This is a genomic window from Streptomyces lydicus (genome assembly GCF_004125265.1).
Lineage (GTDB): Bacteria > Actinomycetota > Actinomycetes > Streptomycetales > Streptomycetaceae > Streptomyces > Streptomyces lydicus_C.
On sequence record NZ_RDTE01000003.1, the window covers coordinates 5,567,798 to 5,592,948 of the forward strand.

19 protein-coding genes are annotated in these 25,151 nt (G+C 73.2%); 8 read left to right on the top strand and 11 right to left on the bottom strand.

Annotated features, from left to right (window positions below):
* Positions 1 to 12: 12 nt before the first annotated feature.
* On the bottom strand, positions 13 to 471 hold the full coding sequence (locus tag D9V36_RS27055) for a hypothetical protein (RefSeq protein ID WP_129296039.1): 459 nt from the start codon (positions 469 to 471) through the stop codon (positions 13 to 15).
* 73 nt (positions 472 to 544) lie between these two features.
* Positions 545 to 2,008: an LCP family protein gene (locus D9V36_RS27060; RefSeq protein WP_129296040.1), complete on the bottom strand. Its 1,464-nt coding sequence runs from the start codon at positions 2,006 to 2,008 to the stop codon at positions 545 to 547.
* A 245-nt stretch (positions 2,009 to 2,253) separates the two neighbouring features.
* On the opposite strand from D9V36_RS27060, the gene D9V36_RS27065 reads away from it, so the two are divergent.
* A complete protein-coding gene (locus D9V36_RS27065; protein WP_129296041.1) occupies positions 2,254 to 3,285 on the top strand; it encodes a glycosyltransferase family 2 protein in 1,032 nt (343 codons plus the stop codon).
* A 285-nt stretch (positions 3,286 to 3,570) separates the two neighbouring features.
* Here D9V36_RS27065 and D9V36_RS27070 read toward each other — a convergent pair whose 3' ends face one another.
* The 5 genes from D9V36_RS27070 to D9V36_RS27090 all read right to left on the bottom strand — a co-directional run bounded on the left by D9V36_RS27070 (position 3,571) and on the right by D9V36_RS27090 (position 10,181).
* The gene (locus tag D9V36_RS27070; protein ID WP_129296042.1) at positions 3,571 to 3,873 is read right to left on the bottom strand and encodes a hypothetical protein; all 303 of its coding nucleotides are present in this window, start codon (positions 3,871 to 3,873) and stop codon (positions 3,571 to 3,573) included.
* Between the two features lie 289 nt (positions 3,874 to 4,162).
* A complete protein-coding gene (locus tag D9V36_RS27075; RefSeq protein WP_129296043.1) occupies positions 4,163 to 5,872 on the bottom strand; it encodes an LCP family protein in 1,710 nt (569 codons plus the stop codon).
* Between the two features lie 71 nt (positions 5,873 to 5,943).
* On the bottom strand, positions 5,944 to 7,698 hold the full coding sequence (locus tag D9V36_RS27080; protein ID WP_129296044.1) for an LCP family protein: 1,755 nt from the start codon (positions 7,696 to 7,698) through the stop codon (positions 5,944 to 5,946).
* Between the two features lie 228 nt (positions 7,699 to 7,926).
* Positions 7,927 to 9,153: an LCP family protein gene (locus D9V36_RS27085; RefSeq protein WP_241721056.1), complete on the bottom strand. Its 1,227-nt coding sequence runs from the start codon at positions 9,151 to 9,153 to the stop codon at positions 7,927 to 7,929.
* Positions 9,154 to 9,419: 266 nt separating this feature from the next.
* Positions 9,420 to 10,181 (bottom strand): TIGR03089 family protein, encoded by a 762-nt coding sequence (locus D9V36_RS27090; protein ID WP_129296046.1) that lies wholly within the window; start codon positions 10,179 to 10,181, stop codon positions 9,420 to 9,422.
* Positions 10,182 to 10,309: 128 nt separating this feature from the next.
* On the opposite strand from D9V36_RS27090, the gene D9V36_RS27095 reads away from it, so the two are divergent.
* The 3 genes from D9V36_RS27095 to D9V36_RS27105 all read left to right on the top strand — a co-directional run bounded on the left by D9V36_RS27095 (position 10,310) and on the right by D9V36_RS27105 (position 14,288).
* Positions 10,310 to 11,686, top strand: a complete 1,377-nt coding sequence (locus D9V36_RS27095; protein ID WP_129296047.1) for a peptidoglycan recognition protein family protein — start codon at positions 10,310 to 10,312, stop codon at positions 11,684 to 11,686.
* Between the two features lie 381 nt (positions 11,687 to 12,067).
* Complete coding sequence (locus tag D9V36_RS27100) at positions 12,068 to 13,150, top strand: nucleotidyltransferase family protein (protein WP_129296048.1); 1,083 nt, start codon at positions 12,068 to 12,070, stop codon at positions 13,148 to 13,150.
* A gap of 232 nt (positions 13,151 to 13,382) precedes the next feature.
* Complete coding sequence (locus D9V36_RS27105; RefSeq protein ID WP_129296049.1) at positions 13,383 to 14,288, top strand: DNA-3-methyladenine glycosylase family protein; 906 nt, start codon at positions 13,383 to 13,385, stop codon at positions 14,286 to 14,288.
* A gap of 19 nt (positions 14,289 to 14,307) precedes the next feature.
* Here the strand turns inward: D9V36_RS27105 and D9V36_RS27110 are convergent, their stop codons facing one another.
* Genes D9V36_RS27110 through D9V36_RS27120 form a run of 3 tightly spaced genes read right to left on the bottom strand, consistent with a single transcriptional unit; the run spans position 14,308 to position 17,135 of the window.
* Positions 14,308 to 15,639, bottom strand: coding sequence for a coenzyme F420-0:L-glutamate ligase (locus tag D9V36_RS27110; protein WP_129296050.1), 1,332 nt, complete (start codon positions 15,637 to 15,639; stop codon positions 14,308 to 14,310).
* Complete coding sequence (gene cofD / locus D9V36_RS27115; protein ID WP_129296051.1) at positions 15,636 to 16,592, bottom strand: 2-phospho-L-lactate transferase; 957 nt, start codon at positions 16,590 to 16,592, stop codon at positions 15,636 to 15,638. Before cofD ends, D9V36_RS27110 begins: the two co-directional genes overlap by 4 nt.
* Before the next feature lie 33 nt (positions 16,593 to 16,625).
* Positions 16,626 to 17,135, bottom strand: a complete 510-nt coding sequence (locus D9V36_RS27120; protein ID WP_129296052.1) for a cysteine dioxygenase — start codon at positions 17,133 to 17,135, stop codon at positions 16,626 to 16,628.
* Between the two features lie 702 nt (positions 17,136 to 17,837).
* Here D9V36_RS27120 and D9V36_RS27125 point away from each other — a divergent pair.
* From D9V36_RS27125 to D9V36_RS27135, 3 genes are all read left to right on the top strand, one after another.
* Positions 17,838 to 18,101 carry a WhiB family transcriptional regulator gene (locus D9V36_RS27125; protein WP_003983763.1) on the top strand — a complete coding sequence of 88 codons (264 nt, stop codon included), beginning with the start codon at positions 17,838 to 17,840 and terminating at the stop codon, positions 18,099 to 18,101.
* Between the two features lie 327 nt (positions 18,102 to 18,428).
* Positions 18,429 to 22,301, top strand: coding sequence for a glycosyltransferase family 2 protein (locus tag D9V36_RS27130; RefSeq protein WP_129296053.1), 3,873 nt, complete (start codon positions 18,429 to 18,431; stop codon positions 22,299 to 22,301).
* On the top strand, positions 22,298 to 23,890 hold the full coding sequence (locus D9V36_RS27135) for a DUF5719 family protein (protein ID WP_129296054.1): 1,593 nt from the start codon (positions 22,298 to 22,300) through the stop codon (positions 23,888 to 23,890). The genes D9V36_RS27130 and D9V36_RS27135 overlap by 4 nt, the downstream gene beginning before the upstream one ends.
* 50 nt (positions 23,891 to 23,940) lie before the next feature.
* Here D9V36_RS27135 and D9V36_RS27140 read toward each other — a convergent pair whose 3' ends face one another.
* Positions 23,941 to 24,399, bottom strand: coding sequence for a metallopeptidase family protein (locus D9V36_RS27140; protein ID WP_206739736.1), 459 nt, complete (start codon positions 24,397 to 24,399; stop codon positions 23,941 to 23,943).
* 259 nt (positions 24,400 to 24,658) lie between these two features.
* Here D9V36_RS27140 and D9V36_RS27145 point away from each other — a divergent pair, with 259 nt between their 5' ends.
* Positions 24,659 to 25,105: a DUF3499 domain-containing protein gene (locus tag D9V36_RS27145; RefSeq protein ID WP_129296055.1), complete on the top strand. Its 447-nt coding sequence runs from the start codon at positions 24,659 to 24,661 to the stop codon at positions 25,103 to 25,105.
* Positions 25,106 to 25,151: the final 46 nt, after the last annotated feature.

Consider the following 25,151-nt stretch of genomic DNA (forward strand, 5'->3'; position numbering starts at 1 on the left):
CTGTCCAGGACATCAGCCGCAGCTCCACTTCGTGACATAGACCGTCTCGCCGCGCTCCATGACGCCCCGGATGCATTCGTCCGCGAGCATCTCCACCCGGCCGCTCAGCACGACCGCGCCGCCCTGCGTCCGCCGGGTGCCGAACCACCCGGGGAAGGCGGTGATCCGGTCGTTCTTGCGCTGGTAGCCGAGCCGCACGATGATCTCGTCCCGGGCGCCCGCCGCCCCGCGCCGCCGGTAGGCCGCGGTGTACATGCCGTCGGCCCCCACCGGACCGCGCAGACACAGCTGGCCGCGCACCAGATCCCCGCAGCCGGTCGGTTCCTGCGGCGCCGGCGGCGCGGCCGCGGCGGTGGCCGCGACCAGGCACAGCGCCGCGACGGCCACCACGATCCGGCGCGCGTCGCGGCGGGCGTCCGGGCGGCGCGCGGGCGGCCGGGACGCGGTGCGGCGGGGTGCGGGGACGCTCATGACGGGGCCCCGCTTCGCCCGGCCCCGTCGGCGCGCAGCCTGCGCCTTCCGATGAGGGGATCCCTGCGCTCGCTCATGTGCACACCGCCTCGTCACCGGTGATCGTCGCGATGCCGCCCGGCCTCTGCGGCGGCTCCTCGGCCCGTACCCGCCGCACCGCCTGGTGGCCCTGGCCGACCGTCACCTGCATCACCGGCCCCCGCCCGGCCACCGGCCGCAGCTCGGCGCCCGGAAGCGCGGCGGCCAGCGAGCGGGCCGAACGGTCCCAGCGCGGGTCGTAGGCGATGACCGTGCGGGGCGCCCTGACCAGGGGGGAGGCGCTGGGCGCGCCGGTGGTGGCGAACCCGGTGGCGTGCAGCTCCCTGGCCACCTCGGCGTCCGGTCCCGGCCGGTCGCCGCCGTCGCCGACCCGCACCTGGACCTGCCCCGGCGGTACGTCCACGACCCGCGCTCGCGGCTCCGTGCGGTCCCGGTGCACGGCGAGCGGCCGGTCCTCGCGGATCGCCTGGAAGAGCTTCGGCGCCTGCACCGGATCCCACCGCACGGTCGAGCCGACACCGGGCACCGGCTGGGCCACATTGCGCAGCGGCACGGAGGTGAACTCCGACGACGAGGGGGTGAAGCCGCGCATCGCCTGCCCGAGATCGACCAGGTCGCCCGCCGTGAAGCCCGCGTCGGCGCGTACGGATCCCAGCACCGTGTCGGCGACGTCCCGGAAGCGGATCGGGTTCAGCAGCACCCCGGAGGAGGTGATCTTGTGGATGAGAGAGGCCAGGAAGCGCTGCTGGCGCTGCATCCGGCCGAGGTCGGCGGAGCCGTCGACATGCCGGGAGCGCACGTACTGCAGGGCCTGGCCGCCGCTCAGCCGCGAGGTGCCGACGGGGAGATCCAGGCCCGTATAGCTGTCGCGCAGCGGCCGTACGGTGCAGATCTCCACCCCGCCGACCGCGTCCACGCTGCGCATGAAGCTGGTGAAGTCGACCTCCAGGTAGTGGTCGATGTGCACCCCCGTCATGTGCTCGACGGTCCGCACGGTGAGGCTGGGGCCGCCCTCGGCGTAGGCCGCGTTCAGCTTGATGGCGTGCTGGGGGCGCTGCCGGCCGGTGACCGCGTCCGTGTGCGCGGGGACCTCGGCATAGGAGTCGCGGGGGAGGCTGACCACGCTGGCGCGGTCCCGGTCGGCGGAGAGGTGCACCAGCATCAGGGTGTCGGTGCAGTGGCAGGGCGCGCCGCCGAGGTGGTACTTCCGCTTCTCGCCGGGGGTGAGCTTGTCGCGCCCGTCGGTGCCGACGACCAGGAAGTTCAGCCCGTGGCCGCCCCCGGGCCGGTTGCTCATGCCGGTGAAGGCGTCCACCCGGCCGATGCCGCTCTCCACGCCGGTGACCACGGCGTGCCCGACACCGCTCGCGGCCAGCAGCAGCACGGACGTGACCGCGCCGATCCGCAGCCCCCAGCGCGTGCCGGGCGGGCGCCGGCGCGGGCCCGGCCGGGCGGCCCGGCGCCTGGCCGGACGGGGGGAGCGGAACGGCGCGGTCACGGGGGACACCTCCGCGGCGGGACGGGCGGCTGGAGCAGAGGGATAAAGGGGGCGAATCCGTCTGGAGCACCGTAGGTCCATATGATCGGATGTACGGCGCCACACGCCGGGCATCCGCCGGCCGGCCACCCGGCTGCGTCCGATGCCGTCGCCCATTCGCGGTAACGTGAGGCGCGATACTGCAGTCTCCCGGCGGGCGCTGCCGTCGCTGGCGGCTCCACCGCGGGCCGTACCCCTGAGGAACCATGCCGCAGCAGCAGCCCCCGGCCGTCTCCGTGATCATGCCGGTGCTCAATGAGGAACGTCACCTGCGCAATTCGGTCCGGCACATCCTGGAGCAGGAGTACGCCGGTGAGATGGAGGTGGTGATCGCCCTCGGCCCGTCCGCGGACCGTACGGACGAGATCGCCGCCGAGCTCGTCGCCGAGGACGCCCGTGTGCACACGGTGCCGAACCCCACCGGCCGTACTCCCGCCGCGCTGAACGCCGCGATCAAGGCGTCCCGGCACCCCATCGTGGTCCGCGTCGACGGCCACGGCATGCTCTCGCCGAACTACATCGCCACCGCCGTGCGCCTCCTGGAGGAGACCGGCGCCGCGAATGTGGGCGGCATCATGCACGCCGAGGGGGAGAACGCCTGGGAGGACGCGGTCGCCGCCGCGATGACCTCCAAGATCGGTGTGGGCAACGCCGCCTTCCACACGGGCGGGCAGGCCGGCCCCGCCGAGACCGTCTACCTCGGCGTCTTCCGCCGCGAGGCGCTGGAGCAGCAGGGCGGCTACAACGAGGAGTTCATCCGCGCCCAGGACTGGGAGCTGAACTTCCGCATCCGTGAGGCCGGCGGCGCGATCTGGTTCTCGCCCGAGCTGCGGGTGCAGTACCGCCCGCGGCCGAGCGTCAAGGCGCTGGCCAAGCAGTACAAGGACTACGGCAAGTGGCGCCATGTCGTCGCCCGCTACCACGCCGGTTCGATCAACCTGCGCTACCTCGCGCCGCCGACCGCGGTGTGCGCCATCGCGGCGGGCCTGGTGGCCGGTGCGGCGGTCACGCCCTGGGCGCTGATCGTCCCGGGCGGCTATCTCGCGGCGATCGCCGCGGGGTCGGTGCCCGCCGGCAAGGGGCTGTCGCTCAAGGCGCGCGCCCAGATCCCCCTCGCCCTGGCCACCATGCACATGGCCTGGGGTGTGGGCTTCCTGACCAGCCCCCGCTCCCTCGCCAAGAGGGTCATCGCCAGCCGCCGCCCGGCGGTCATGGCAGCGGCGGCCGGGGCGGAGTAGCCGGTCCGCGCGGCCGGGCCCCCTGAAAGCGCGGCCGCGCTTTCAGGGGGCCCACGGGGCCGCCGGTCTTTCGAGGCCCCACCGGATGCGGCCCGATCCCTCTGAGGAGTCTGTCCGCCCGAAACCGCCGGGGCATCGTGGGTGCCACCGACCACCGGAAAATCCCTGACCCGGCTCGCGCACAGTATCCGGATGCGGGTCGGAATGATCTGAGCGTCTCCGTCGAGTCCGGCCCTGCGCATTCCTCAGCAAGGCCGGACTCATCCCTCAGCTCAGCGAAGCACTTCAGGGCCGCGCACGAAGGCAAGCCGGCTTGGCGTCCTCCCACTTCACATGGAGGCTCTCAAGCCGTGATGCGCAGATGGAGAGGGAGTTGGCCGATCCCTTGCCCCTCTCCGCGACCCGGCACGAGTCCGCGGCCACGCCGTTGTCATCGATGAAGTAGTCCTTGTGGCGCAGATACTGGACACAGTCGTAGTAGTTGCCTGCGTACGCGGGGCTCGCGGTGACAAGGGGCAGTGCGCCTGCCGCCATGACGGTGCCGCCCACGGTTACTGCGACTCGTTGGATCCACTTGCTGCGATGCATGCGCTGTTCCCCCGTCTTTCCTGGTCGATACGCGTGGTGAGATTCCCGGTCATGGACCGCAACCGGATTCGTGCGGTACGGACCACGCGGATTTCCCCTCATGCGGCTGGTCACGCGCATGAGGGGAATTCACGTTACTGAGAAGTCACTTGGCATGCAATGGCGAAGATCTGCTGCCGTTGACTTGCCGGAGGCCAGAGGTGCGCGAACCCGCCATAACGGACAGAGAGGCGATCCGGGCATGTCGGGCAATCCGTGAACCGGGTCGGTTCTGGCGGTATTTCGTGCCTTAGAAGCTGTACTGCGGATTCACCTTCATGCAGGCCTTGGAGTCCTCGCCGTTGAGTGCATCGGCGCTGTCCGGGGCCTTGTCGGTGCCCTTTTCGTCGCCCGACTGCTTCGGGTACGCCGCGCCGTCTCGCCAGTCGCTGCCGACCACCAGCCGCATCCCGGAGGCCGAACTCGACTCCCGGACCGCGCCCTTGGGCAGCCCCAGCGCCTTCGCCAGCGCCAGCGCATCGCCCCGCTCACCCTTGTCCCGGTAGGTGACGGTGGTGTCGGCCTGGGTGGTGAGCGCGGGGTCGGTGCTCGCCGCGGTGTAGCCGAGGCCGGACAGCCGCTGCTGGATGACCGCCGCGCGGCCGGAGACCGGGCCGTTCACCGTGCTGTTGGTGCCGTTCTGCACCACAACCTTCAGCTGCCCCTTGGGGGTTGACGGCTTCGGGTCCGGCGCCGCCTTCTTCTTCTTGTCCTTGCCGTCCAGCCCGGTGTCGTTGCGCAGCAGCGCGAAGGTCGCGTCCGCGTCGCCGGGCTTGGGCATGACATACGACTCGTCGGGGCTGTACTGCCAGGGCATGGTGACCATCGTGAGGCGCTTGGCCGGCACCCGGTTGAGGTCGCTGCCCAGGTCGTAGAGCTTCTTGACGGTGTCGAGGCCGTCGTCGACGGTCAGCGCCTTGGTGGCGGCCTCCGCCAGGTCACGCAGCTGGCCCGGGTCGGTGAGCTTGGTGCCCTTCTTCAGCTGGCGGACCATCGAGTTCATGTACATGTGCTGGGCCTTGGCCCGGCCGATGTCGGTGTTGTCCTCGAAGCCGTAGCGGGTGCGCAGCCACTGCAGGGCCTGGACGCCCTTGACGGAGTGGGTGCCCTTGGTGAGCTTGAGCCCGCTGCCGTGGCCCTTGCTGTCGTGCGAGTAGACGTTGTTGTCGACGCAGACCGGGACGCCGCCGATGGCGTCGGCCATGTCCACCACGCCGGAGAAGTCGACCATCATGAAGTGGTCGATGTAGATGCCGGTCAGCTCCTGCCAGGTGGCGAGCGTGCAGCCCGGACCGCCGTGCTGGAGCGACTGGTTGATGGCCGCGGAGGTCTGCGGATAGACCTGGTGGGTCTTCGGGTCGGTGCACTGCGGGATCGTCACCCGGGTGTCGCGCGGGATGGAGAGCACCGACATGTTGCTGCGGTCCGCGGAGACGTGCAGCAGCATCTGGACGTCGGCGAGCGGCTTGCGGTCCGCGTCCTGCCGGGCGCCGCCGAGTTCGATGTTCTTCTTGCTGTTCCGGCCGTCCGAGCCCAGCAGCAGGATGTTCAGCGGGCTCTGTCCGAAGGCGTTGGGATCCGGTTTCTTCAGACCGTTCCCGGCCAGGGACCGCGGGGCCTTGCGGAGGTTCGCGTTGAGGTGCTCGTAGTACCAGTACCCGGCGCCCGCGCCGCCCACTATGAGGACGGCGAGGGTCAGGGACGTCCAGCGCAGCACCTTGCGGCCCTTGCCGCGGCGCGGCCGGCCCCCCTCGCGGTGGCCCTCGCCCTCCGCGGACCCGTCCCCGTCGCCGAAGGACGCGTCGTCCGCGGAGGGCGTCCAGCCGGGAGCGTCCGGCGGGAGGCCCTTGCCCTCGTACAGACCGTCGTGCCGGCCCAGCTCCTGGGCGTCCGGCGCCTCCGGTGCATCCGGCCGGCGCCGCCGGCGTGATCGGTCACCGCGCAGACTGCTCTGCCGCATTGGGCCCTCTCCCCGTTATGAGTCCGATGGTGCGTTCGGCGCCTCGTCGGGGCGGCCGGAGCCCGCTCAGGTCACTTCGCGCAGACGTTCTTGTCATCTGCATTGACGTTCTGCACCCCGTTCGGGGTTTCGGTCGGCGCGTCGATCGGTGTGCCCGGCGCCTTGAAGTCCCTGCCGAGGGTGAGCTTCATCGGCTCCCGGTCACCGGCGTTGTGCGACGACTTCTTCAGCGCCTTCTTGGGCAGCCCCATCCAGTCGGCCAGAGTGGCGGCCTGGTCGGCCTGGTTGGGCGCGTATTCGAGGCGGGTGGTGGCCAGCTTCGCCGGGGCGTTGCCGGCGTTGGTGGAGAGCTTGGCGGCCTTGGAGTTCTGCAGCCAGTCCACGGTCTCCTGCGCCGAACCGATCGGCCCGCCGCCGTTGGTGACGTCGACCCGCACCTTCTCGGGCGGGGCCTTCTTCACCGGCGCGGACTTCTTGCCCTTGCCCTTCTTGCCCTTGGCCAGGGCGTGGTCCGCGCGGACCATCGCGAACAGCGGGTCCGCGGCGGTCTTGTTGAGGATGACGGTGGCCGGGTCGTCGGGGTTGTCCAGCACCGGCACCGTGGCGAAGGTGACCCGGTCGATGTCGACCTTCTTGAGGTCGGTGCCGAAGTCCAGGAGCTTGTTCGCGCTGCCGATACCGGTGTCGACGGTGAGCGCCTTGGTCGCCGCCTGGCTGACGTCGTAGAGCTTGCCGGGGCTGCTGAAGGCGCTGGACTTCAGCTTGCGGATCAGCGAGCTCAGGAACTGCTGCTGCAGCTCGATACGGCTCAGGTCGCTGCCGGTCCCGACGGTGTGCCGGGTGCGGACGAAGGCGAGCGCCTGCTCGCCCTTGACGATGTGCCGGCCGGCCTTCAACTTCAGGTGCGACTTGGGGTCGTTGATGTCCTTGCCGGCGCACACCTCGACGCCGTCGACCGCGGTGGACAGGTCCTTGACCGCGTTGAAGTCGGCCATCATGAAGTGATTTATCTTCAGCCCGGTCAGCTTCTCGACGGTGCGCCAGGTGCAGCCGGGGTCGCGGCCCTCCTGGCCCAGGCTGGTGTTGAAGCGCACCCCGTGCTCGCCGCGGATGTTCTTCGTCGAACCGTCCTTCTGCTTCGTGGGGCAGGTCGGGATGTCGGTGATCATGTCGCGCGGGATGCTCAGCGCGGTGGCGTTCGTCCGGTCCTTGGAGATGTGCATCAGGATCGTGGTGTCCGCGTGGCCCACGCTGCCGGCGTCGCCGTAGCCGGAGTTGCCCTTCCCGGAGCGGGCGTCCGTCCCGATGATGAGGACGTTGACCGGGCCCTCGGAGACCGCGTCGTTCTCCACGCCGACGTCGACCTTGGAGATGTTGCCGTTCAGCTGCTGGTAGAGGTAGAACGCGCCACCGCAGCCGGCGACGAGCACGAAGCCCACCACACCGGCCGTCCAGTACAGCGCCTTCTTCTTCCCCGACGTCTTCGGCTTGCGCTTGCGGCGGCTCGCCGGGCCCGCGGCCGCGGCGGACGCCGTGCGGGTGCCGGCCGACCGCCGGGCCGCCCGCCCGCCACCGGGGCGCTCGTCGCCCTCGGCGTCCTCGTCCCGGCGGCCGCGCTGGGTCGGCAGCGGCCGGGTGTCGGTGTCGCCGCCCGACCTGCGCGCGGCACGTCTGGAGCCGGCCGGCTTACGGTCGGCGGGCCGAGCGTCGGCTTGACCGGCATGGTCAAGCCGCAGCTCGTAGTTGCCGGTGTTCGGGTCGAACACCCACTGATCGGCGGGATCGACGTTGTTGTCGCCCGCCCGCCCACGGCCTTGCGCGTCCACGGTGCCTTGAGTCCTCCGTCGGTGCCACGCGGCGCCATCCCCTCAAGGCGCTCGGTCGGTCGATTCGATCGTTTATTGCATGGTCATCGGTCAGCTGGTCCTGCGACCGGATCGCTCACACTATCCGCCCAGTTCAGCGCCCCGCGACGCCCGTGACAAATTCCACTTGCCTACAACTGGGCAATCCGCCCAATCCATTCGCGTCACCAGGAGTACTTTGCGGCATCTTTATCCGCAGACCCCGTGTCCCGCCGTCGTCCCGGGAAAGGACGGGTCCGGACCCGCCGACGGCGAGGGGGCTTTCTCCGTCCGGTCCGCCGGCGCTCCGGCTCCCGTGCGGACCGGCTTCTCCCCGCTGCCGGGCGGGGGTTTCACCGTCACCGGACGATCGCCGTGCAGCTGCCCGAAGAGCCGGCCGGCGTCCGGCTGGACCAGCTCATCGCGATTGGGATCGTAGCGGTACTCCCGGCGCGGCACGGTCATGAACTGAAACCGGCCGGTGGGAATGCTACGGGTGCTGCGCACCAATTCGTACAGCCCCTTCAGGGAAGCCAGTGCGGCGTCCGTGGTCAGTGAACTCGTCGCGGCATCCAGCACCGGATAGAGCCGGGTCGGATTGAGCAGCACACCGTTGCTCTGCACTTTCTTCACGAGAGCGGCAAGAAAGTCTTGTTGCCGCCGCATCCGCTGGGTGTCGCTGCCATTGCCCAGGCTCTTGCGGGCCCGTACGAATCCGAGCGCGGCCTCACCGTGCAGGATCTGCCGGCCCGCGGGCAAGGTGAGTTGCGCCGCGGGGTCGTGGACCGGCCGGGGCAGGCAGACCTCGACGCCGTCCACCGCGTCGACCATCTTCTTGAAGCCCACGAAGTCGATGATCAAGTAGTGGTCGATGCGGATGCCGGTCAGCTTCTCGACCGTACGGATCATGCAGGCCGCCCCGCCGACCGCGAACGCCCCGTTGAACTGCGCCAGCCGCGGGGCGGTCTCGGTGCCGTCCGGGCGCTTGCAGTGCGGCACCTCCACCATCAGATCGCGCGGGATGCTCACCGCGGTGGCGCTCTTCCGGTCCGCCGCCAGGTGCAGCAGCATGGTGGTGTCCGAGCGCTGGCCGGCGTCGTGGCCGTACCGGCCGTTGTCGCCGCTGCGGGTGTCGGAGCCGATCAACAGCATGTTCACGGCGTTCGGCGGGCCCGCCGGGGGCCGTTCGGACTCCCACTTCCGCAGCTCCTTCTCGGTGGCGCTGTCGGTGCGGATATTGCTGTTGAGCCTGGCGTAGACCGCCCAGCCGCTGCCGGCCCCGGCCAGCAGGACACCGGTGACCCCCAGCGCGGCCCAGCCCCGCCAGCCCCGGGGGCGGCGCGGCGTGTGCGAGTCCCCCGGCCGGTGCGGCCCCGGGCCCCCGGCCGGGCGTTCGGCCCAGCCGGTGAACCGTGGAGGCTCGGGGGTCTCGGTCACCTGTGCGTCCATCCCTCACGGAGTCGGCGTCGCGCCCGCACGAGGGCCCGGACGGAACAAGAGACGGACGAACCCCGCGCATGGTTGTACGTACTCAAGATCCTGGACCGAAACGGGCGAACCGGCCCGCCACGGGCGTCACCGGTCCGCCGGACGGGGGAGGACCGCCCGGTGCGGCGACGGTGCCGTGAGCCCGGTGCCGGGACGGCGCTCCGGAACCGGTCCGGTGACGGCGCCTGGGCCCGGTGCCGGGCCGCGCCCTGGACTCAGTGTGGTGACGGCGCCTTGTACGTGATCTTCTCGCTGGTCTCCCGGGCCTCCGCGGCGTTTGCGTCCAGCCGGTCCGGGTGACGGCACAGCACCACGGAACCGCCGGCCGCCAGCGGGGCGTAGAGCCCGTACGACAGGCCCTGCCAGGTGTCGTACGGCAGTCCCGACAGCACCCGGGGGGCCTGCGGCATCCCGGCCGCCGCCGCGTCGGCCAGGGCGCGCGCCCCGATGCCCGCGCCGGTCAGCTCCTCGCCGCCCACCACCAGGGCCACGTCCGCCGGGTCCACCGGCGCGAACGGCGCGAACCGGTCGCCCTGGCCCGGTGCCTCGACGGCGAAGTCCGCGAAGCCCGCCGGCGGCTGCGGGAAACGGCCGCCCAGCGGGCGCAGTGCCAGCGCCACCCGCTCCCCGGAGCAGGCCCGCGCCGCCTCCAGCCGGTCGGGCCCGGCGACGACGACGTCGGCGGCGGCCGGATCGCCCTCCACCTCCGCGACCACGCCCACCGAGGAGCAGGCCAGCAGCCAGACGGCGGTCTGCCAGTGCGCGGGCAGCAGCAGCGCGAGCCGGTCGCCCGGCCCGGCGGCCAGATCGCCCTGGAGGTAGTTGGCGGTCTTGGCCACCCAATTGGCGAAGGTCGCGACGGACAGTTCCACGCGCTCGCCGGTGGCGTCGTCGTAGAAGGTCACCAGCGGGCGGGCCGGATCCGCGGCGAGCGCGGAACTCAGCAGGTCGGCGGGGGTGCGATCGGTGGCGTTCATCGCGGCCAGGGTACGCGCGGCGGCGGCCTGCGGCGGGGCGGGCGCAGCGGCAGTGGCCACCGGATCGGCCGATGCCCCGTCAGGTCACCATTGGCGCGTTCGGTCCGGACATGTCCAGGATTTTATCCATGCGCCCTTTCCTCGTGACCTGCCTCGGCGCCGTGTGCACCGCCGCGCTCGCCCTGTCCCTCGCGCCGGCGGCCGGTGCGCATGCCGTCCCCGCCCCGGCCACGGCCCCCGCCCCGGCCCCGGCGCCGCGCGCCACGAGCACCCCCGAGCTGCCCGGCAGCACCCAGTCCCTGCCGGTGCCGACGCCCGGCGCAGCCGCCCCCGACGCCACCGACCGTGACTCCGCCACGGTGCCCGCGCCCGGGACACTCGGCCTGCCGGCCCGCACCGTGCGGCCGTTCTCCCTCCTCGGGGTGGTCTGGGACGACGCCGCCGCCGAACTGCACGGCCGGGTCCAGGTCCGCACCCGCGCCACCGGCACCACCCGGTGGTCCGGCTGGCAGGACGTCCAGGTCCACAACGACGACGCCCCCGACCTCGGCTCCGCCGAACGGCACGGCAGCGACGTACGGGGCAGCACCTCTCCGCTGTGGGTCGGCGACTCCGATGCCGTCCAACTGCGGATCACCCCCGCGAGCAGCGACCGCGCGGCGGCCACCGTCCCGGCCGGGCTGCGGCTGGAACTCGTCGACCCCGGCAGGACCCCGCGCGGCCTCCGTGCGGCGCAGGCCGACCCGCCGGCCCCGGTCAGGGCCGGGGCGGGCGCGGCCGCGGCTTCCGCCGCCAACGCCCTGCTCGCCCCGCTCGGCGCCACCGAGATCCCGGCCCTCGACCAGGTCGCCTCTCTGGCCGACATCGCCGCGGCGGGCCTGCTGTCCCCGGAACGCGCCTACGTCGGAGCGCGCCCCCGGATCGTCACCCGGGCGGGCTGGGGCGCCGACGAGGACCTGCGGGAGAAGGCCTTCATCTACACCGACACCGTCCGCGCCGCCTTCGTCCACCACAGCGGCTCCGGCAACGACTACAGCTGCGACGAGGCCCCCGCGCTGATCCGCGCCATGTACCGCTTCCACGTCACGAGCAACGGCTGGCGGGACATCGGCTACAACTTCCTCATCGACAAGTGCGGCACGGTCTACGAGGGCCGGGCGGGCGGCGTCGCCAAGCCCGTCATGGGCGCCCACACCCTCGGCTTCAACGCCGACAGCACCGGCATCGCCGTCCTCGGCACCTTCACCGACACCGAGCCGCCGCGGCGCGCTCTCGACGCCATCGCCCGTCTGACGGCCTGGAAGCTCGGCCTGTACGGCGTCGATCCGCGCAAGATGACGAAGCTGCTGTCCGCCGGCGGCAACCGCTTCCCCAAGGGTTCCAAGGTCCCGCTGCACGTCATTTCCGGCCACCGCGACGGCTTCACCACCGACTGCCCCGGCCAGTACCTCTACGACAAGCTCGGTGCCACGCGGACCGCCGCCGCCGGGCTCCAGGGCCGCTGACCCGCAGCGCCGAATCGGGTGGTCATGCGCAGTTTTGCGGGCGTTCGGCACGGTGCGTGGGGGTGCAGGGCGCACGAGCCACTGAACCGTTCCCGCCGTTGACGCGTCCTGGCGGCCACGACGTCCGCACCCCGCCCCCGCGCCGCCCCGTGGCCTGAACAGCACGGGGCCGGTCGCACCGGCGGGGGCGTCCGGATGCCCCGTCTGCCTACACTGGTCCGCCGATCGGCCGACCCCAGCAGGAAGCAGACAAGACACCCGTGAGCGTCGCACGTGCAGCCGCCGGGCTGTGGTCGGCGATGAGAGCCGCACCGCTGCTCCCTCCACGCCCGCCATCGGGCACGAGGGGACCGGCGGGCGGAGAAGCGAACAGAGGACACAGTGACTGAAGCGATCCTCCTGGTCGGCGGCAAGGGCACGCGGCTGCGGCCGCTGACGGTGCATACGCCCAAGCCGATGGTCCCGGCGGCCGGCGTGCCGTTCCTCACCCACCAGCTGGCCCGCGCCCGGGCCGCCGGCGTCGAGCACATCGTCCTCGCCACCTCCTACCTCGCCGAGGTCTTCGAGCCGTACTTCGGCGACGGGTCGGCGCTGGGCCTGCACCTGGAGTACGTCACCGAGCACGAGCCGCTGGGCACCGGCGGCGCCATCCGCAACGTCGCCGAGCGGCTGCACTCCGGCCCCGACGACCCGGTCCTGATCTTCAACGGCGACATCCTCACCGGCCTGGACATCCCGGCCCTGGTCGAGACCCACCGCACCGCCGGCGCCGATGTCTCGCTGCACCTCACCCGGGTCGAGGACCCGCGCGCCTTCGGCCTGGTGCCCACCGACGACACCGGCAAGGTCACCGCCTTCCTGGAGAAGCCGCAGACCCCCGAAGAGATCGTCACCGACCAGATCAACGCCGGCGCCTATGTCTTCAACCGGTCGGTCATCGACACCATCCCGGCCGGACGCCCGGTCTCCGTCGAACGCGAGACCTTCCCCGGCCTGCTCGCCGAGGGCGCCCACCTCCAGGGCATGGTCGACTCCACGTACTGGCTCGACCTCGGCACCCCGCAGGCCTTCGTCCGCGGCTCCGCCGACCTGGTCCTGGGCCGCGCCCCGTCCCCGGCGGTGCCCGGCCGCCGCGGGGACCGCCTGGTCTTGGAGACCGCCGAGGTCGCCCCGGACGCCAAACTCAGCGGCGGCACCGTGGCCGGCGCCCGCACCGTCATCGGCTCCGGCGCCCGGATCGACGGCAGCGCCGTCCTCGACGGCGCGGTCATCGAGGAGGGCGCGCAGATCAGGGACTCGCTGATCGGTGCCGGCGCGCGCATCGGGGCCCGTACGGTCCTGGACGGTGCGGTCATCGGCGACGGCGCGCGGATCGGCGCCGACAACGAGCTGCGCGGCGGCATCCGCATCTGGTGCGACGCCGACATCCCGGCCGCCTCGGTGCGCTTCTCCTCCGACCAGTAGCGGGACGGGCGGTACCCGGAGGGCCAGGAGCCGGTGGGCCAGGAGCTGGTGGGCCAGGAGCTGGTTGGCTGGTGGTCAGCGGTGGGCAGCGGGCCGGTGGGCCGGTAACCCGGCAGCCCGGCAGCCCGGCAGCCCCAGCAGCCCGGCGCCGACCGCTCACCGGCCCGGGCCCGGGCCCGTCGTTGTCCACAGGCCCCGGCGCCGCCCCGGCCGTATCGCCTAGCCTGGCCGCATGCCCGCCCGTACCTGGCATCCGCCCGGCCCGTTCGACCTGCACCGCACGCTGGGTGTGCTGCAGCGCGGACCCGGCGACCCCGCGTTCGCGGTGCGCGGCGGCGAGCTCTGGCGCGCCTGCCGTACGCCGCAGGGCCCCGGCACGCTGCGGCTCGCCGCCCGCCCGTCCGCCGGCGGCGTCGAGGCCGAGGCCTGGGGCCCGGGCGCCGACTGGCTGCTGGACCGGCTGCCCGAGCTGCTGGGGGCGGGTGATGACCCGGCGGAGCTCACCGCCCGGCACCGCATCGTCCATGAGGCCCGCCGCCGCCACCCCGGCGTCCGGCTCGCGAGGACCGGTCTGGTCCTGGAGTCGCTGATCCCCTCGATCCTGGAGCAGAAGGTCACCAGCGACGAGGCCTACCGCGCCTGGCGGCTCCTCCTGGGGCGGCACGGCGAGCCCGCCCCCGGCCCCTGGGACCGGATGCGGGTGATGCCCGACCCGCGAGGCTGGGCGCTGATCCCCTCCTGGGAGTGGCACCGCGCGGGCGTCGACGGCAAGCGCTCGGACACGATCCTGCGCGCGGCGCGGGCCGCCCGCCGTATGGAGGAGGCCGCGGGGATGGACCTCGCGGACGCCATCCGGCGGCTGACGGCCCTGCCGGGCATCGGCCCCTGGACCGCCGCCGAAACCCTCCAGCGCACCCTCGGCGCACCGGACGCGATCACGGTCGGCGACCTGCATCTGCCGAAGATCATCGGCTATGCCCTCACCGGCCGCCGCGGCACCACCGACGAGCAGATGCTCGAACTCCTCGCTCCCTACGAGGGGCAGCGGCACCGCGCGGCCCGGCTGATCCTGCTGTCCGGCCGCGTCCCGCCGCGCCGCGCCCCGCGCTTCCCCGTGGGGGACATCGCCCGGCTCTGACGCGGGGCGGGCGCGCAGATCAGCGCACGACCACGAACTCGTCGGCGGTCCGCGGCGGACGGGGCGCCGGTGCCGCCGCCGGATGCCCGATGGCCACCGCCCCCATCGGTTCCCAGTTCCCGGGAAGTTCCAGCACCTCGCGGACCACGTCCCGGCAGAACATCGTCGACGAGATCCAGGCGGAGCCCAGGCGTTCGCCGGCCAGCGCGACCAGGAAGTTCTGGATGCCCGCGCCATGGGCCACCACGAACATCTCGCGCTCCGCGGCGCTCCGCCGCGCGTCGGGGTAGTCGTGCGCGCCGTCCGTCACCATGCACGGCACCGCCAGATACGGCGCATGGCGCAGCACATCGCCCCGCCGCACCCGCCGGGCGACGGACTCCTCCGTCTTGCCGTCCGCGCGCAGATCCGCGATCCAGGCGTCCCGCATCGCGTCCAGCAGCCGCACCCGCGCCTGCGGCGACTGAAGGAGGACGAACCGCCACGGCGTGGTGTGATGTGGCGCCGGTGCGGTGAGCGCCGCCGCCACCGCGCGCCGGACCGCCCCCGGATCGACCGGCTCGTCGCGGAAGGCGCGCACCGTACGCCGCCCCGTCACCGCTTCGCGTACGGCCTCCGAGGTGCCCAGCCGGAACATGTCGTCCTCGGCGCCGCGCACCATCGCGCCCGCCCCGGCGCCGTCGCCCGCCTCCTCGACGACATGGGGGAGTCCGCGCACCACGGCGACCGGCAGCCCGGCGGCCTTGCCCTTCACCAGGTCGCCCGCGGCGGCCAGTTCGTCGGCGGTGGCCACCACCGTCGCGCTGAGCGGATTGCCGTACGCATCGGTGCCGCCGCGCAGATCGTCCAGCACCCGCAGCCCGGCGGCCCCGATGGCGACATCGGTGAGGCCGCTGCGCCACGGCCGCCCGAAGGTGTCGCTGATGACGACGCCGACCTCGACGCCGAGCTCGGCGCGCAGGCCCGCCCGCAGGGCGCGGGCCGAGGCGTCAGGGTCCTCGGGCAGCAACAGCACCGTTCCCGCGGGGGTGTTGGAGGCGTCCACCCCGGCCGCGGCCATCACCAGGCCCTGCCGGTTCTGCACGATCCGCAGGGTGCCGCGCCGGGCCACCACCCGCACCGTCTCCGCGTCGATCGCCGCCTCGCGGTCGGTGGCCTCGACCACCCGGCCCTCGGCCTTGCTGACGATCTTCGAGGTCACCAACAGTACGTCGCCGTCGGCGAGTTGGGGCATACCCTCGGCCGTGGCCGCCGCGGCGATCAGCTTGACGAGGTCGTCGCCGGGCCGCACCTCGGGCACTCCCGGCAGCGCCCACACCCGGTACCCGGGCACCCCCTCGGGACCGTTCACGCCCGGACCTCCTCGGCCAGGGCCAGCGCCTCGCGCACCATCGCGGCCGTGGCGTCCAGGCCGGTCATCATCAGCGGCACGGACCGGCAGCGGATCCCGGCCGCCTCGACCTCGTCCACCGCGTCCGCGTCCACGGAGTCCACCAGCCAGCCGTCCAGCAGTCCGGACCCGTAGTGGCGGGCGACGGCCGCGGCGGTCGACTCCACGCCCACCGCCGCCAGCACCTTGTCGGCCATCCCGCGCACCGGGGCGTCGCCGACGATCGGGGAGAGACCGATCACCGGCACCCCGGCGTCCGCGATGGCCTCCCGGATGCCCGGCACCGCCAGGATCGTCCCGATGCTGACCACCGGGTTGGACGGCGGGAACAGCACCACGTCCGCGTCGGCGATGGCCTCCAGCACGCCCGGCGCCGGCTTGGCCTGGTCCGCGCCGACCGGCACCACGGCATGCGCCGGCACCGAGGCGCGCAGCCGCACCCAGTACTCCTGGAAGTGGACCGCCTTGCGCTCGCCGTCTTCGTCGATGGCGACATGGGTCTCGACCCGGTCGTCGGACATCGGCAGCAGCCGTACGCCGGGCTTCCAACGCGCGCACAGCGCCTCGGTGACGGCGCTGAGCGGATATCCGGCGCCCAGCATCTGGGTCCGCACGATATGGGTGGCGAAGTCCCGGTCACCGAGCCCGAACCACTCCGGGCCGACGCCGTAGGCGGCCAACTCCTCCTTCACCCGGAAGGTTTCGTCGGTGCGGCCCCAGCCCTGCTCTTCGTTGATGCCCCCGCCGAGGGTGTACATCACGGTGTCGAGGTCGGGGCACACCTTGAGCCCGAACAGATGGATGTCGTCGCCGGTGTTGCCGATGACGGTGAGGTCCGCGTCCGGAGCCGCTGCCTTCAGTCCCCGCAGAAAGCGGGCGCCGCCGATACCGCCGGCCAGAACCACGATTCGCATGGCCCCAGCATGGCAGGGGCCGGCGGGTGGGTGTCAGGGGGCCAGTACCTCGGACGGAGCGGTCGCGCCACCGGCGGCCGTGGCCTGGCCGGGGTGCATCGGCATATCGGTCAGGCCCGGGGAGTAGAGGTGCAGGCTGACCGCGGGGGTCAGGGCGTCGTTGACGACCTCGTGGACGTAGCCCGGGGCGAACACCCGCTGGGCGCCGGCCGCGAGCGTACGGGCCCCGGTCGCGGTGTGCTCGGTCAACTCGCCCTCCAGTACGGTCAGCACCCCGGAGGACGCCCCGTGGTCGTGCCGGCCGCTGCCCTGCCCCGGCACCCAGCTCAGCAGCCACACCTCGTAGCCGGGGCCCTGGCGCAGCCGGTAGTACCAGCGGGTGGTGGTGTCGTAGCGGACGAGCGGCGCCCAGGCGGCGCGGTCGGCGGCGATCGAGCGGGCCAGCCCCGCGAAGCCGGCGACGGTGGTGGGGTGCGCGGGAACGGGCGGCAGGAGGTGGGGGATGGCGAGCGGGTCGCCGGCGATCTGGACGTCGCTGTTCATGGGATGTCGGGTTCCTCGGCCAAGGTGCAGGGGTCCCAGCCGTGGCTGGGAGAGGGCTGCGGCACGGCGCGGGCTCTCCCTGTGGGGGGCGTGGCGCGGCGACGCGGAGCAGGGGCGCTGCGGGGTGGTGCGAGCGAAAAGCTGGAGCTCAGTGGCTACGACAGCTGGAACAGCGACAGCGGGCCTGCGCAGCACAGAGCGACCCGTAGGCACGGGTCAGTCGGAGCGCGGAGGTCGCTGGCATGCGATCCAGGAGACCGGGTTCACGCGGCGATGTCAACTTGATGACTGGTTTGCCGTAAATCTTTCACCTCATCCGGTTACTCCGCCCGGAGAAAGGTTTGTGCAGTCGTTGGCACGGAGACATCGACCGGCAACCGCACCTTCAAACGCCGCTGCGGCCCCGTGATCCGTCTGTGATCTCCCCCGCTTCGGCGCGCGGGGTGCAACGTGAATGCTGCCTGAACGCGTCTTGGTGAGCGACCGAGGATGTGCCGGGTGGCACGCCCGGGGAAGTGTCCTGGTTTTTACTGATTTGAACACTTTCCGCATACGCTTGGTTCCGCCGAGTGAATAAGAGGCCCAATAGCAGATCTCGGCTTGACTGGCCCGGATCACCACACTTGTAATTTCACTCGTGTCGTTCAGCCGAAATCGATCACGGCTTGATCACGGGGACGTAAAGACAGACGAGGGGCGCACATGACCGAGCTGTTCCAGGAATTGCTGGTCGAGGAGGCGGACGAGGAGCTCGGCTGGCAGGAGCGCGCACTGTGCGCCCAGACCGACCCCGAGTCCTTCTTCCCGGAGAAGGGTGGCTCCACCCGCGAGGCCAAGAAGGTCTGTCTCGCCTGCGAAGTCCGGTCCGAATGCCTGGAGTACGCGCTCGCCAATGACGAGCGCTTCGGCATTTGGGGCGGCCTGTCCGAGCGCGAGCGGCGCCGGCTGAAGAAGGCCGCCGTCTGACGATGACAGCGCAGCCGGCCGGACCGGACGGGCGGGGCCTCACGGACCACGCCGCCGTACCACCTCAACTCCCCATATCCCCCTATAGCGAACACTCCGCCTCCTGCGACTCGTGCGCCGGAGGCGGACTGCTGTGTGCTGCTGCGTACGGGCCCGGTCGGGGTACCGGCGCGAACCATTAGTGTGGGGCCCCGTCCGAGATGCGCCGCCGCCCTACAGTGCGCGTGCGTCGCCTCGTAGTCCGTCGCAGTGTCTTCCGGGGGCGGGGCCTTAGCGCGACTTCGCCGCGGGCCTTCGAACTCCCGGGTCCGGAGGGCCCGTACCTCGATGTCCGTGCACAGCCAGCCGGCGGCCCAGGCCGCCTCATACGCAGCCGCCACCCCAGAGTTCCCGAGGCACGTCGTCACCGCCGTGATCGTCTCCCATGACGGCGCCCGCTGGCTGCCCGACGCGCTCACCGGCCTGCTCGGCCAGGAGCGCCCGGTGCAGAACGTCATCGGCGCCGACACCGGCAGCGCTGACCGCTCCGCCCAGCTGCTCGCCGAGGCCATCGGGGACCAGCGGGTGCTCCACCTCGCCCGCCGCTCCGGATTCGGCACCGCCGTCGACGAGGCCGTCCGCACGGCCCCCGAACCCGGCCCCGACGACCTGCCGTATCTGCGCCGCCCCAGCGGCTGGGACCCGGTCAGCCGCACCTGGCGCGACGAGGCCTACGACATGCCGGAGCTGCCGCACGGCGAACCGGTCCAGTGGCTGTGGCTGCTGCACGACGACTGCGCGCCCGAGCCGGACGCGCTCGCCGAGCTGCTGCGGGTCGCCGACGCCAGCCCCTCGACGGTCATCGTCGGCCCCAAGCTGCGCAGCTGGTACGACCGCCGGCAGCTGCTCGAAGCCGGCGTCAGCATCGCCCGCAGCGGTCGCCGTTGGACCGGCCTGGACCGCCGCGAACAGGACCAGGGCCAGCACGACCAGGTCCGCCCCGTGCTGTCCGTCTCCACCGCCGGCATGCTCATCCGCCGTGACGTCTACGAGGAGTTGGGCGGCTTCGACCGCCGGCTGCCGCTGATGCGCGACGACGTCGACCTGTGCTGGCGCGCCCAGGCCGCGGGACACCAGGTGCTGGTCGCGCCGGACGCGATCCTGCGGCACGCCGAGGCCGCCGCCCGCGAGCGCCGCCCCATCGACTGCGTCGGCCGGAGCGTCGCCAACCCGCACCGCGTCGACAAGGCCGGCGCCGTCTACACCCTGCTCACCAACACCCGCGGCGCGATCCTCCCGTACGTCCTGCTGCGACTGCTGATCGGCACCTTCCTGCGGGTCATCGCCTACCTCGTCGGCAAGGTCCCGGGCCAGGCGCTCGACGAGCTCGCCGGACTCTTCGGCACCCTGCTGCGGCCCGGCAAGATCCTCGCCGCACGGAAGAAGAGAGGCCGCCCGGCGGTCGACACCGGCGAACTGCGGCCGCTCTTCCCGCCACCCGGCGCGACCGTGCGGGCCACCGTCGAACAGGTCGCCGGCAACCTCGCCGGGCGGGCCGCGCCGGATGTGGCCTCGGCCGGCCGGCACGGCGCGGTCGAGTCCGGGCCCGGCGGCGACGACGCCGACTTCCTGGAGGTCGAGCAGTTCGCCCGGCTCAAGCGGATCGCCCGCAAGCCCGCACCGGTGCTCTTCCTCGTCCTGCTGCTGGTCTCGCTGACCGCCTGCCGCGGCCTGCTCGGCTCCGGGGCGCTGACCGGCGGTGCGATGCTGCCCGCGCCCGGCAGCGTGTCCGATCTGTGGTCGGCCTACCTCGACAGCTGGCATGCGGTCGGGGTCGGCGGCAGCGCCTCCGCGCCGCCCTACCTGGCCGTCGTCGCCCTGGTGTCGAGCATCTTCCTCGGCTCCACCGGCTTCACCGTCACCCTGCTGCTGGTCTGCTCCGTCCCGCTGGCCGGCCTCACCGCCTACTTCGCCTCCCGCCCGCTGGTCGCCTCCCGACTGCTGCGGGCCTGGGCGAGCATCGCCTATGCCTTCCTGCCCGCGGCCGCCGGTGCGCTGGCCGGTGGCCGGCTGGGCACCGCGGTGCTCGCCGTCCTGCTGCCGCTGATGGCGCGCGCCGCCGTCGCGGCGAGCGGACTGCGGCTGCCCGCGGGCACCCGGCCCAGCTGGCGCGCCACCTGGGCGTACGCGCTGCTGATCACCTTCACCATGGCCTTCACCCCGGTCGTCTGGCCGATCGCGGTGCTGCTCGGCATCGGGCTGCTGGTGCTGCGCTTCGCCGGTGGCCGGCGCGACCAGCTGGGCGCCCACGCGCTGCGGTTCCTGGTCGTGCTCCTCGCGCCGCTCGTCGTGCTCGCCCCCTGGTCCCTGTCGCTGCTGACCCAGCCGTCCCGCTTCTTCCAGGAGGCCGGCCTCGGCTACGGCGCGGGCTCCGCCTCGGTGCTCGACCTCATCGGGATCAGCCCCGGCGGCCCCAAGGCCGTCGGCGGGGTGCTGCTCTTCGGCATCGTGGCGGCCGCGCTGGCCGCGACCCTGCGCGACGAGCGGCAGCGCGCGATCCGCATCGCCTGGGCGGTGGCCCTGGCCGGCCTGCTGTTCGCGGCGCTGGGCAACGGCTCCGGCTGGACCGGGCCCGCGATGCTCGTCTACGGCCTGGCGCTGCTGTGCGCGGCCGCGATCGGCGCCGAGGGCATCCGCACCCGGATGGCCAGCCTCGGCTTCGGCTGGAAGCAGCCGGTCGCCGTGCTGATCGCGCTGGCGTCGGTGCTCGCCCCGCTCTACGCCGCGGTCAGCTGGATGATCACCGGTGCCGCCGGTCCGCTGGAGCGGCGCAATCCGGAGCAGGTCCCGGCCTTCGTCGCCGAGGAGGCCGGCACCTCCGACCGGGCCCGCACCCTGGTCCTCGACGGCACCCCGGGACATGTCGACTACTCCCTCGTCCGTGGCTCCGGAGCCGAGCTCGGTGACGCCGACCTGGCCGCCGCGGCGGGCGAGGACAAGCGGCTCGGCGGCATCGTCGCCCACCTCGTGGCCGGCTCCGGCGCCGACCAGACCAACCAGCTCGGTGGCTACGCGGTCCGCTACGTCCTGGTCAGGGGCGGGGCACCGCGCGAGATGGGCCGGGTGCTGGACTCGACTCCGGGGCTGACCCGGCTCAGCCAGGACGACGGCAGCGCCCTGTGGCGCGTCGACCGCCGGGTCTCGCGGGTCTCGATCGTCGCGGGCGAGGCCAAGGACGGCACCAGCGCCGGCGAGGCCGCCGCGCCCGTCCCCGTACCGTCCGGCCCCGTCGAGGCGCACACCAAGGTGCCCGCCGGTGCCGACGGCCGGGTGCTGCGCCTTGCGGACGCCGCCGACGAGGGCTGGCAGGCCACGCTCAACGGCACCCCGCTCAAGCCGCGCACCGTCGACGGCTGGGCCCAGGGCTTCACGCTCCCCGCGGGCGGCGGCACCCTCGACCTCACCCACGAGAACCCGCTCGGCCACACCCTCTGGATGTGGGCGCAGGGCCTGCTCGCCGTCGTCCTGGTGGTCCTGGCGCTGCCGGGCCGCCGCCGGGAGATCGACGACGACCTGCCCGAGGACACGGTTGCCGCGCAGGCCGCCGCGGCGACCGGCGACGGCCGCCGGGCCCGGCGCCTGCGGGCCCAGGCCGAGGCCGCGGGCACCCCCGAGGGGGCCGGTTCCGGCATCCCCGGGGCCCGGACGGGGGAGCAGCCCCTCGACCCGGCCGCCGACCCGATGGCCGCGGTGGATCCGATGGCTCCCGCCGATCCGATGGCCGCCGCCGACCCGATGGCCGCGGCGGCCCCCGCCCAGGACGCGGACGGCATGCCCGCCGGCGCCGGCCCCCTGGGGGACGCCGACCCGTACGGCGCCGTGCCGCAGCAGCAGGCGTACGACGCCTGGCAGGCGGCCCCGCAGGGCGAGCCCGGTGTGCCGGGCCACCCCGGCGACCAGCAGCCCTACGCCCCCGGCGACCCTTACCAGGCCGGGCCGTACGGCCGGCCGCCCTACCCGCCGGGCGACCCCTACCAGGCAGCGGGCCCGTACGCCGCGGACCCCTACCAGGCGGGCGCCTACGACCCGTACGGGTACGGGCAGCAGCAGTACGGCGACGGCGGGCCGCAGCACCAGCAGCCCTACGACGACGGCACCGAGTACCCGGGGTACTCCGGCTCCCACCCCGAGCCGCGCCGTGACGGGAGCGACCAGCAGTGAAGCGCACCATGATGTCCCTGATCGGCGTGAGTGTGGCGCTGGCCGCCGTCACCGGTGTCGCCGCCGTGGCCACACCGGGCGGCGGCGCCGACGACGCCCCCCGCGGCGGCAACCGGCTGCCGGTCCAGCGCTCCGCGCTGCTGTGCCCGGCCCCGACCTCCTCCGAGGTCGGCGAGACCGCCTACACCGCCTTCGCGCCCCAGGGAGCCGCCGCCGGCGCGGACGGCAAGAAGGGCACCGCCCAGCTGCTGCCCGCCGGGACGGTCAAGGACGCCGGCGGCACGGACGGCGGCAAGGGCAAGGACAAGGGCAAGGGCAAGAAGGGCGCCAAGGGAGGCGCCGCGGACTCCGCCGCCGGGCAGGCCGTCCCGCCCCGCGACACCAAGCCCGTCGTGCCCCTCCGGCAGGCCGGACGCCCGGTCACCACGACCACCGACAGCGCCGACGCCCCCGCCCTCGTGGGCACGGCGGACGGCACCCTCGCCCCCGGCTGGACCGTCCAGCAGACCACCTCGGTCGCCGCGGGCGCCGGCCGTGGCCTCCTGGGCCTGGGCTGTACCGCCCCCGACACCACGTTCTGGTTCCCCGGCGTCAGCACCGCCACCGACCGCCAGGATTACGTCCACCTCACCAACCCCGACTCGACCCCGGCCGTCGTCGACCTCGAACTGCGCGGCAAGGACGGGGCGTTGGCAGGTTCGGCCGGCGAGGACATTTCCGTCCCGCCGCACACCACGGTCCCCGTCCTGCTCTCCACCCTCACCGACACCCCCGCCACCAACGCGACCCTGCATGTCGTCGCCCGCGAGGGCCGGGTCGGCGCCGCCGTGCAGGCGAACGACAGCAAGCTCGGCAGCGACTGGCTGCCGCCTGCCGCCGACCCGTCGCCGAGCGTGGTGCTGCCCGGTGTCCCCAAGGACGCCACCTCCGTCCGGCTGGTCGCCCTCGCCCCCGGTGAGTCCGACGCCGACCTGAAGGTGCAACTGGCCACCCCGACCGGGATGATCACCCCAGCCGGAGTGGAGACCCTGCACCTCAAGAGCGGGATGACCACGGCGGTGGACCTCAAGGACCTGACCAAGGGCGAAGCCGGCTCGCTGGTGCTCACGCCCTCCGACAGCGGCTCCAAGGTCCCGGTCGCGGCCGCGCTGCGGGTGACCCGCGGCAAGGGCGCCAAGCAGGAGATGGCGTTCATCCCCGCGACCCGGCCCGTCGAGAAGCGCGCCACCGCCGTCGACAACCGCGGCAAGGACGCCACCCTCTCGCTGGTCGCCCCCGAGAAGGGCAAGGACGCCAAGGTGAAGGTCACCGCGTCGGCCGGCAGCGGCGGCGGGACTCCGGTCACCAAGACGTACACGGTCAAGGGCGGCACCAGCCTCGATGCCGTCCCGCCCCGCCCCACGGGCCTGAAGGGGAGCTACGCCCTGACCGTGGAGCCGGAGTCCGGCAGCGGCCCCGTCTACGCGTCCCGCATGCTGGCCCGGCCCCAGGGCGGGGTGCCCGCCTTCACCGTCCAGCCGATGCCCGACGACCGGGGCTCGGTGCTCGTCCCGACCGCGGGCCAGGACCTGTCGGTCCTCACGGACTGACGGCCCTGACGAACCGACCGCGCCCGCACCGGCGGACCCGCGCGACGGCCTCAGTCCTGGCCGTAGCGCGGGTCCACCGACTCCGGGGACAGCCCCAGCAGTTCGGCGACCTGCTCGACCACGACCTCGTGCACCAGCAGCGCCCGCTCGTCCCGGCTCTTCGTCCGGATCTCCACCGGCCTGCGGTAGATCACGATCCGGTCGCGATATCCGCCCGCGGCCGGCGCCACCCGCCCCAGCGGCACGGTCTCCTCGTCGGCAGCCGCATCCGGCCCGTCGTCCGGCCCGAACCCGGGCACCTCCAGGACGAGGAAGTCGACCTGGGAGAGCTGCGGCCAGCGCCGCTCCAACCGGTCCCGGGAGTCATAGACAAGATCCACGAACGCGTCGGCGCGGGTCACCGACAGCGGCACCTGGGGCGGCGCGATCGGGCCGCGCATGCCGCGGCCGTGGCGGTCGCGGCGGCGGATCCGCGGCTGCGCCGGTCGGGGAGGTACAGGACTGTCCATCAGCATCGAGCGTAGCCGTCCGGCGCCGCCGCACACCGGGGAGCGCGGCAAGACGGGGCATGTCGTTCGCTGACCGGAGCTGTCCGCATCGAGTCCGTTTGCCTACCCGTACGAGATCGCGGGCCGGCCCCGGAATGGCGGGAAATGTATCGAGTCGTCACCGGATTCCTTGCCGCGCGGCGTCCGCCCCGGCGTGCCCGGCCCAGGTCAGGTCGAGCGGGTGCAGGTCAGACGCATCGGACGAACCGGGACGACACGGTTGGGTGAGCCGGGGGAGAGTCGTCGCGGCCCGCTCAAGAGTGCGGTACCGTCCAACGTCGTGAGCCCTGTACGTCGCTGTTCGCGCACTGCGTGCGGCCGCCCCGCCGTCGCAACGCTGACGTACGTCTATGCGGATTCGACCGCCGTGCTCGGACCGCTCGCCACCTACGCCGAACCGCACTGCTACGACCTGTGCGCCGAGCACTCCGAGCGCCTGACCGCGCCCCGCGGCTGGGAAGTTGTCCGCCTCGCACTCGACTCCGCCCCGCCCCGCCCCAGCGGCGACGACCTCGAAGCCCTCGCGAACGCCGTACGCGAGGCGGCCCGCCCCCAGGAGCGCGCGGCCGGCGCCGGCGGCTCCCCGGACCCGGGCGCCCGCGACGCCCATCCCATGGAGGTCGCCCGCCGGGGCCATCTCCGGGTGCTGCGCTCACCGGATTCCTGACCCCGGCGGCCTGTTGGGCCTTCCCGGCGGGCCGGCAACGGCAGGA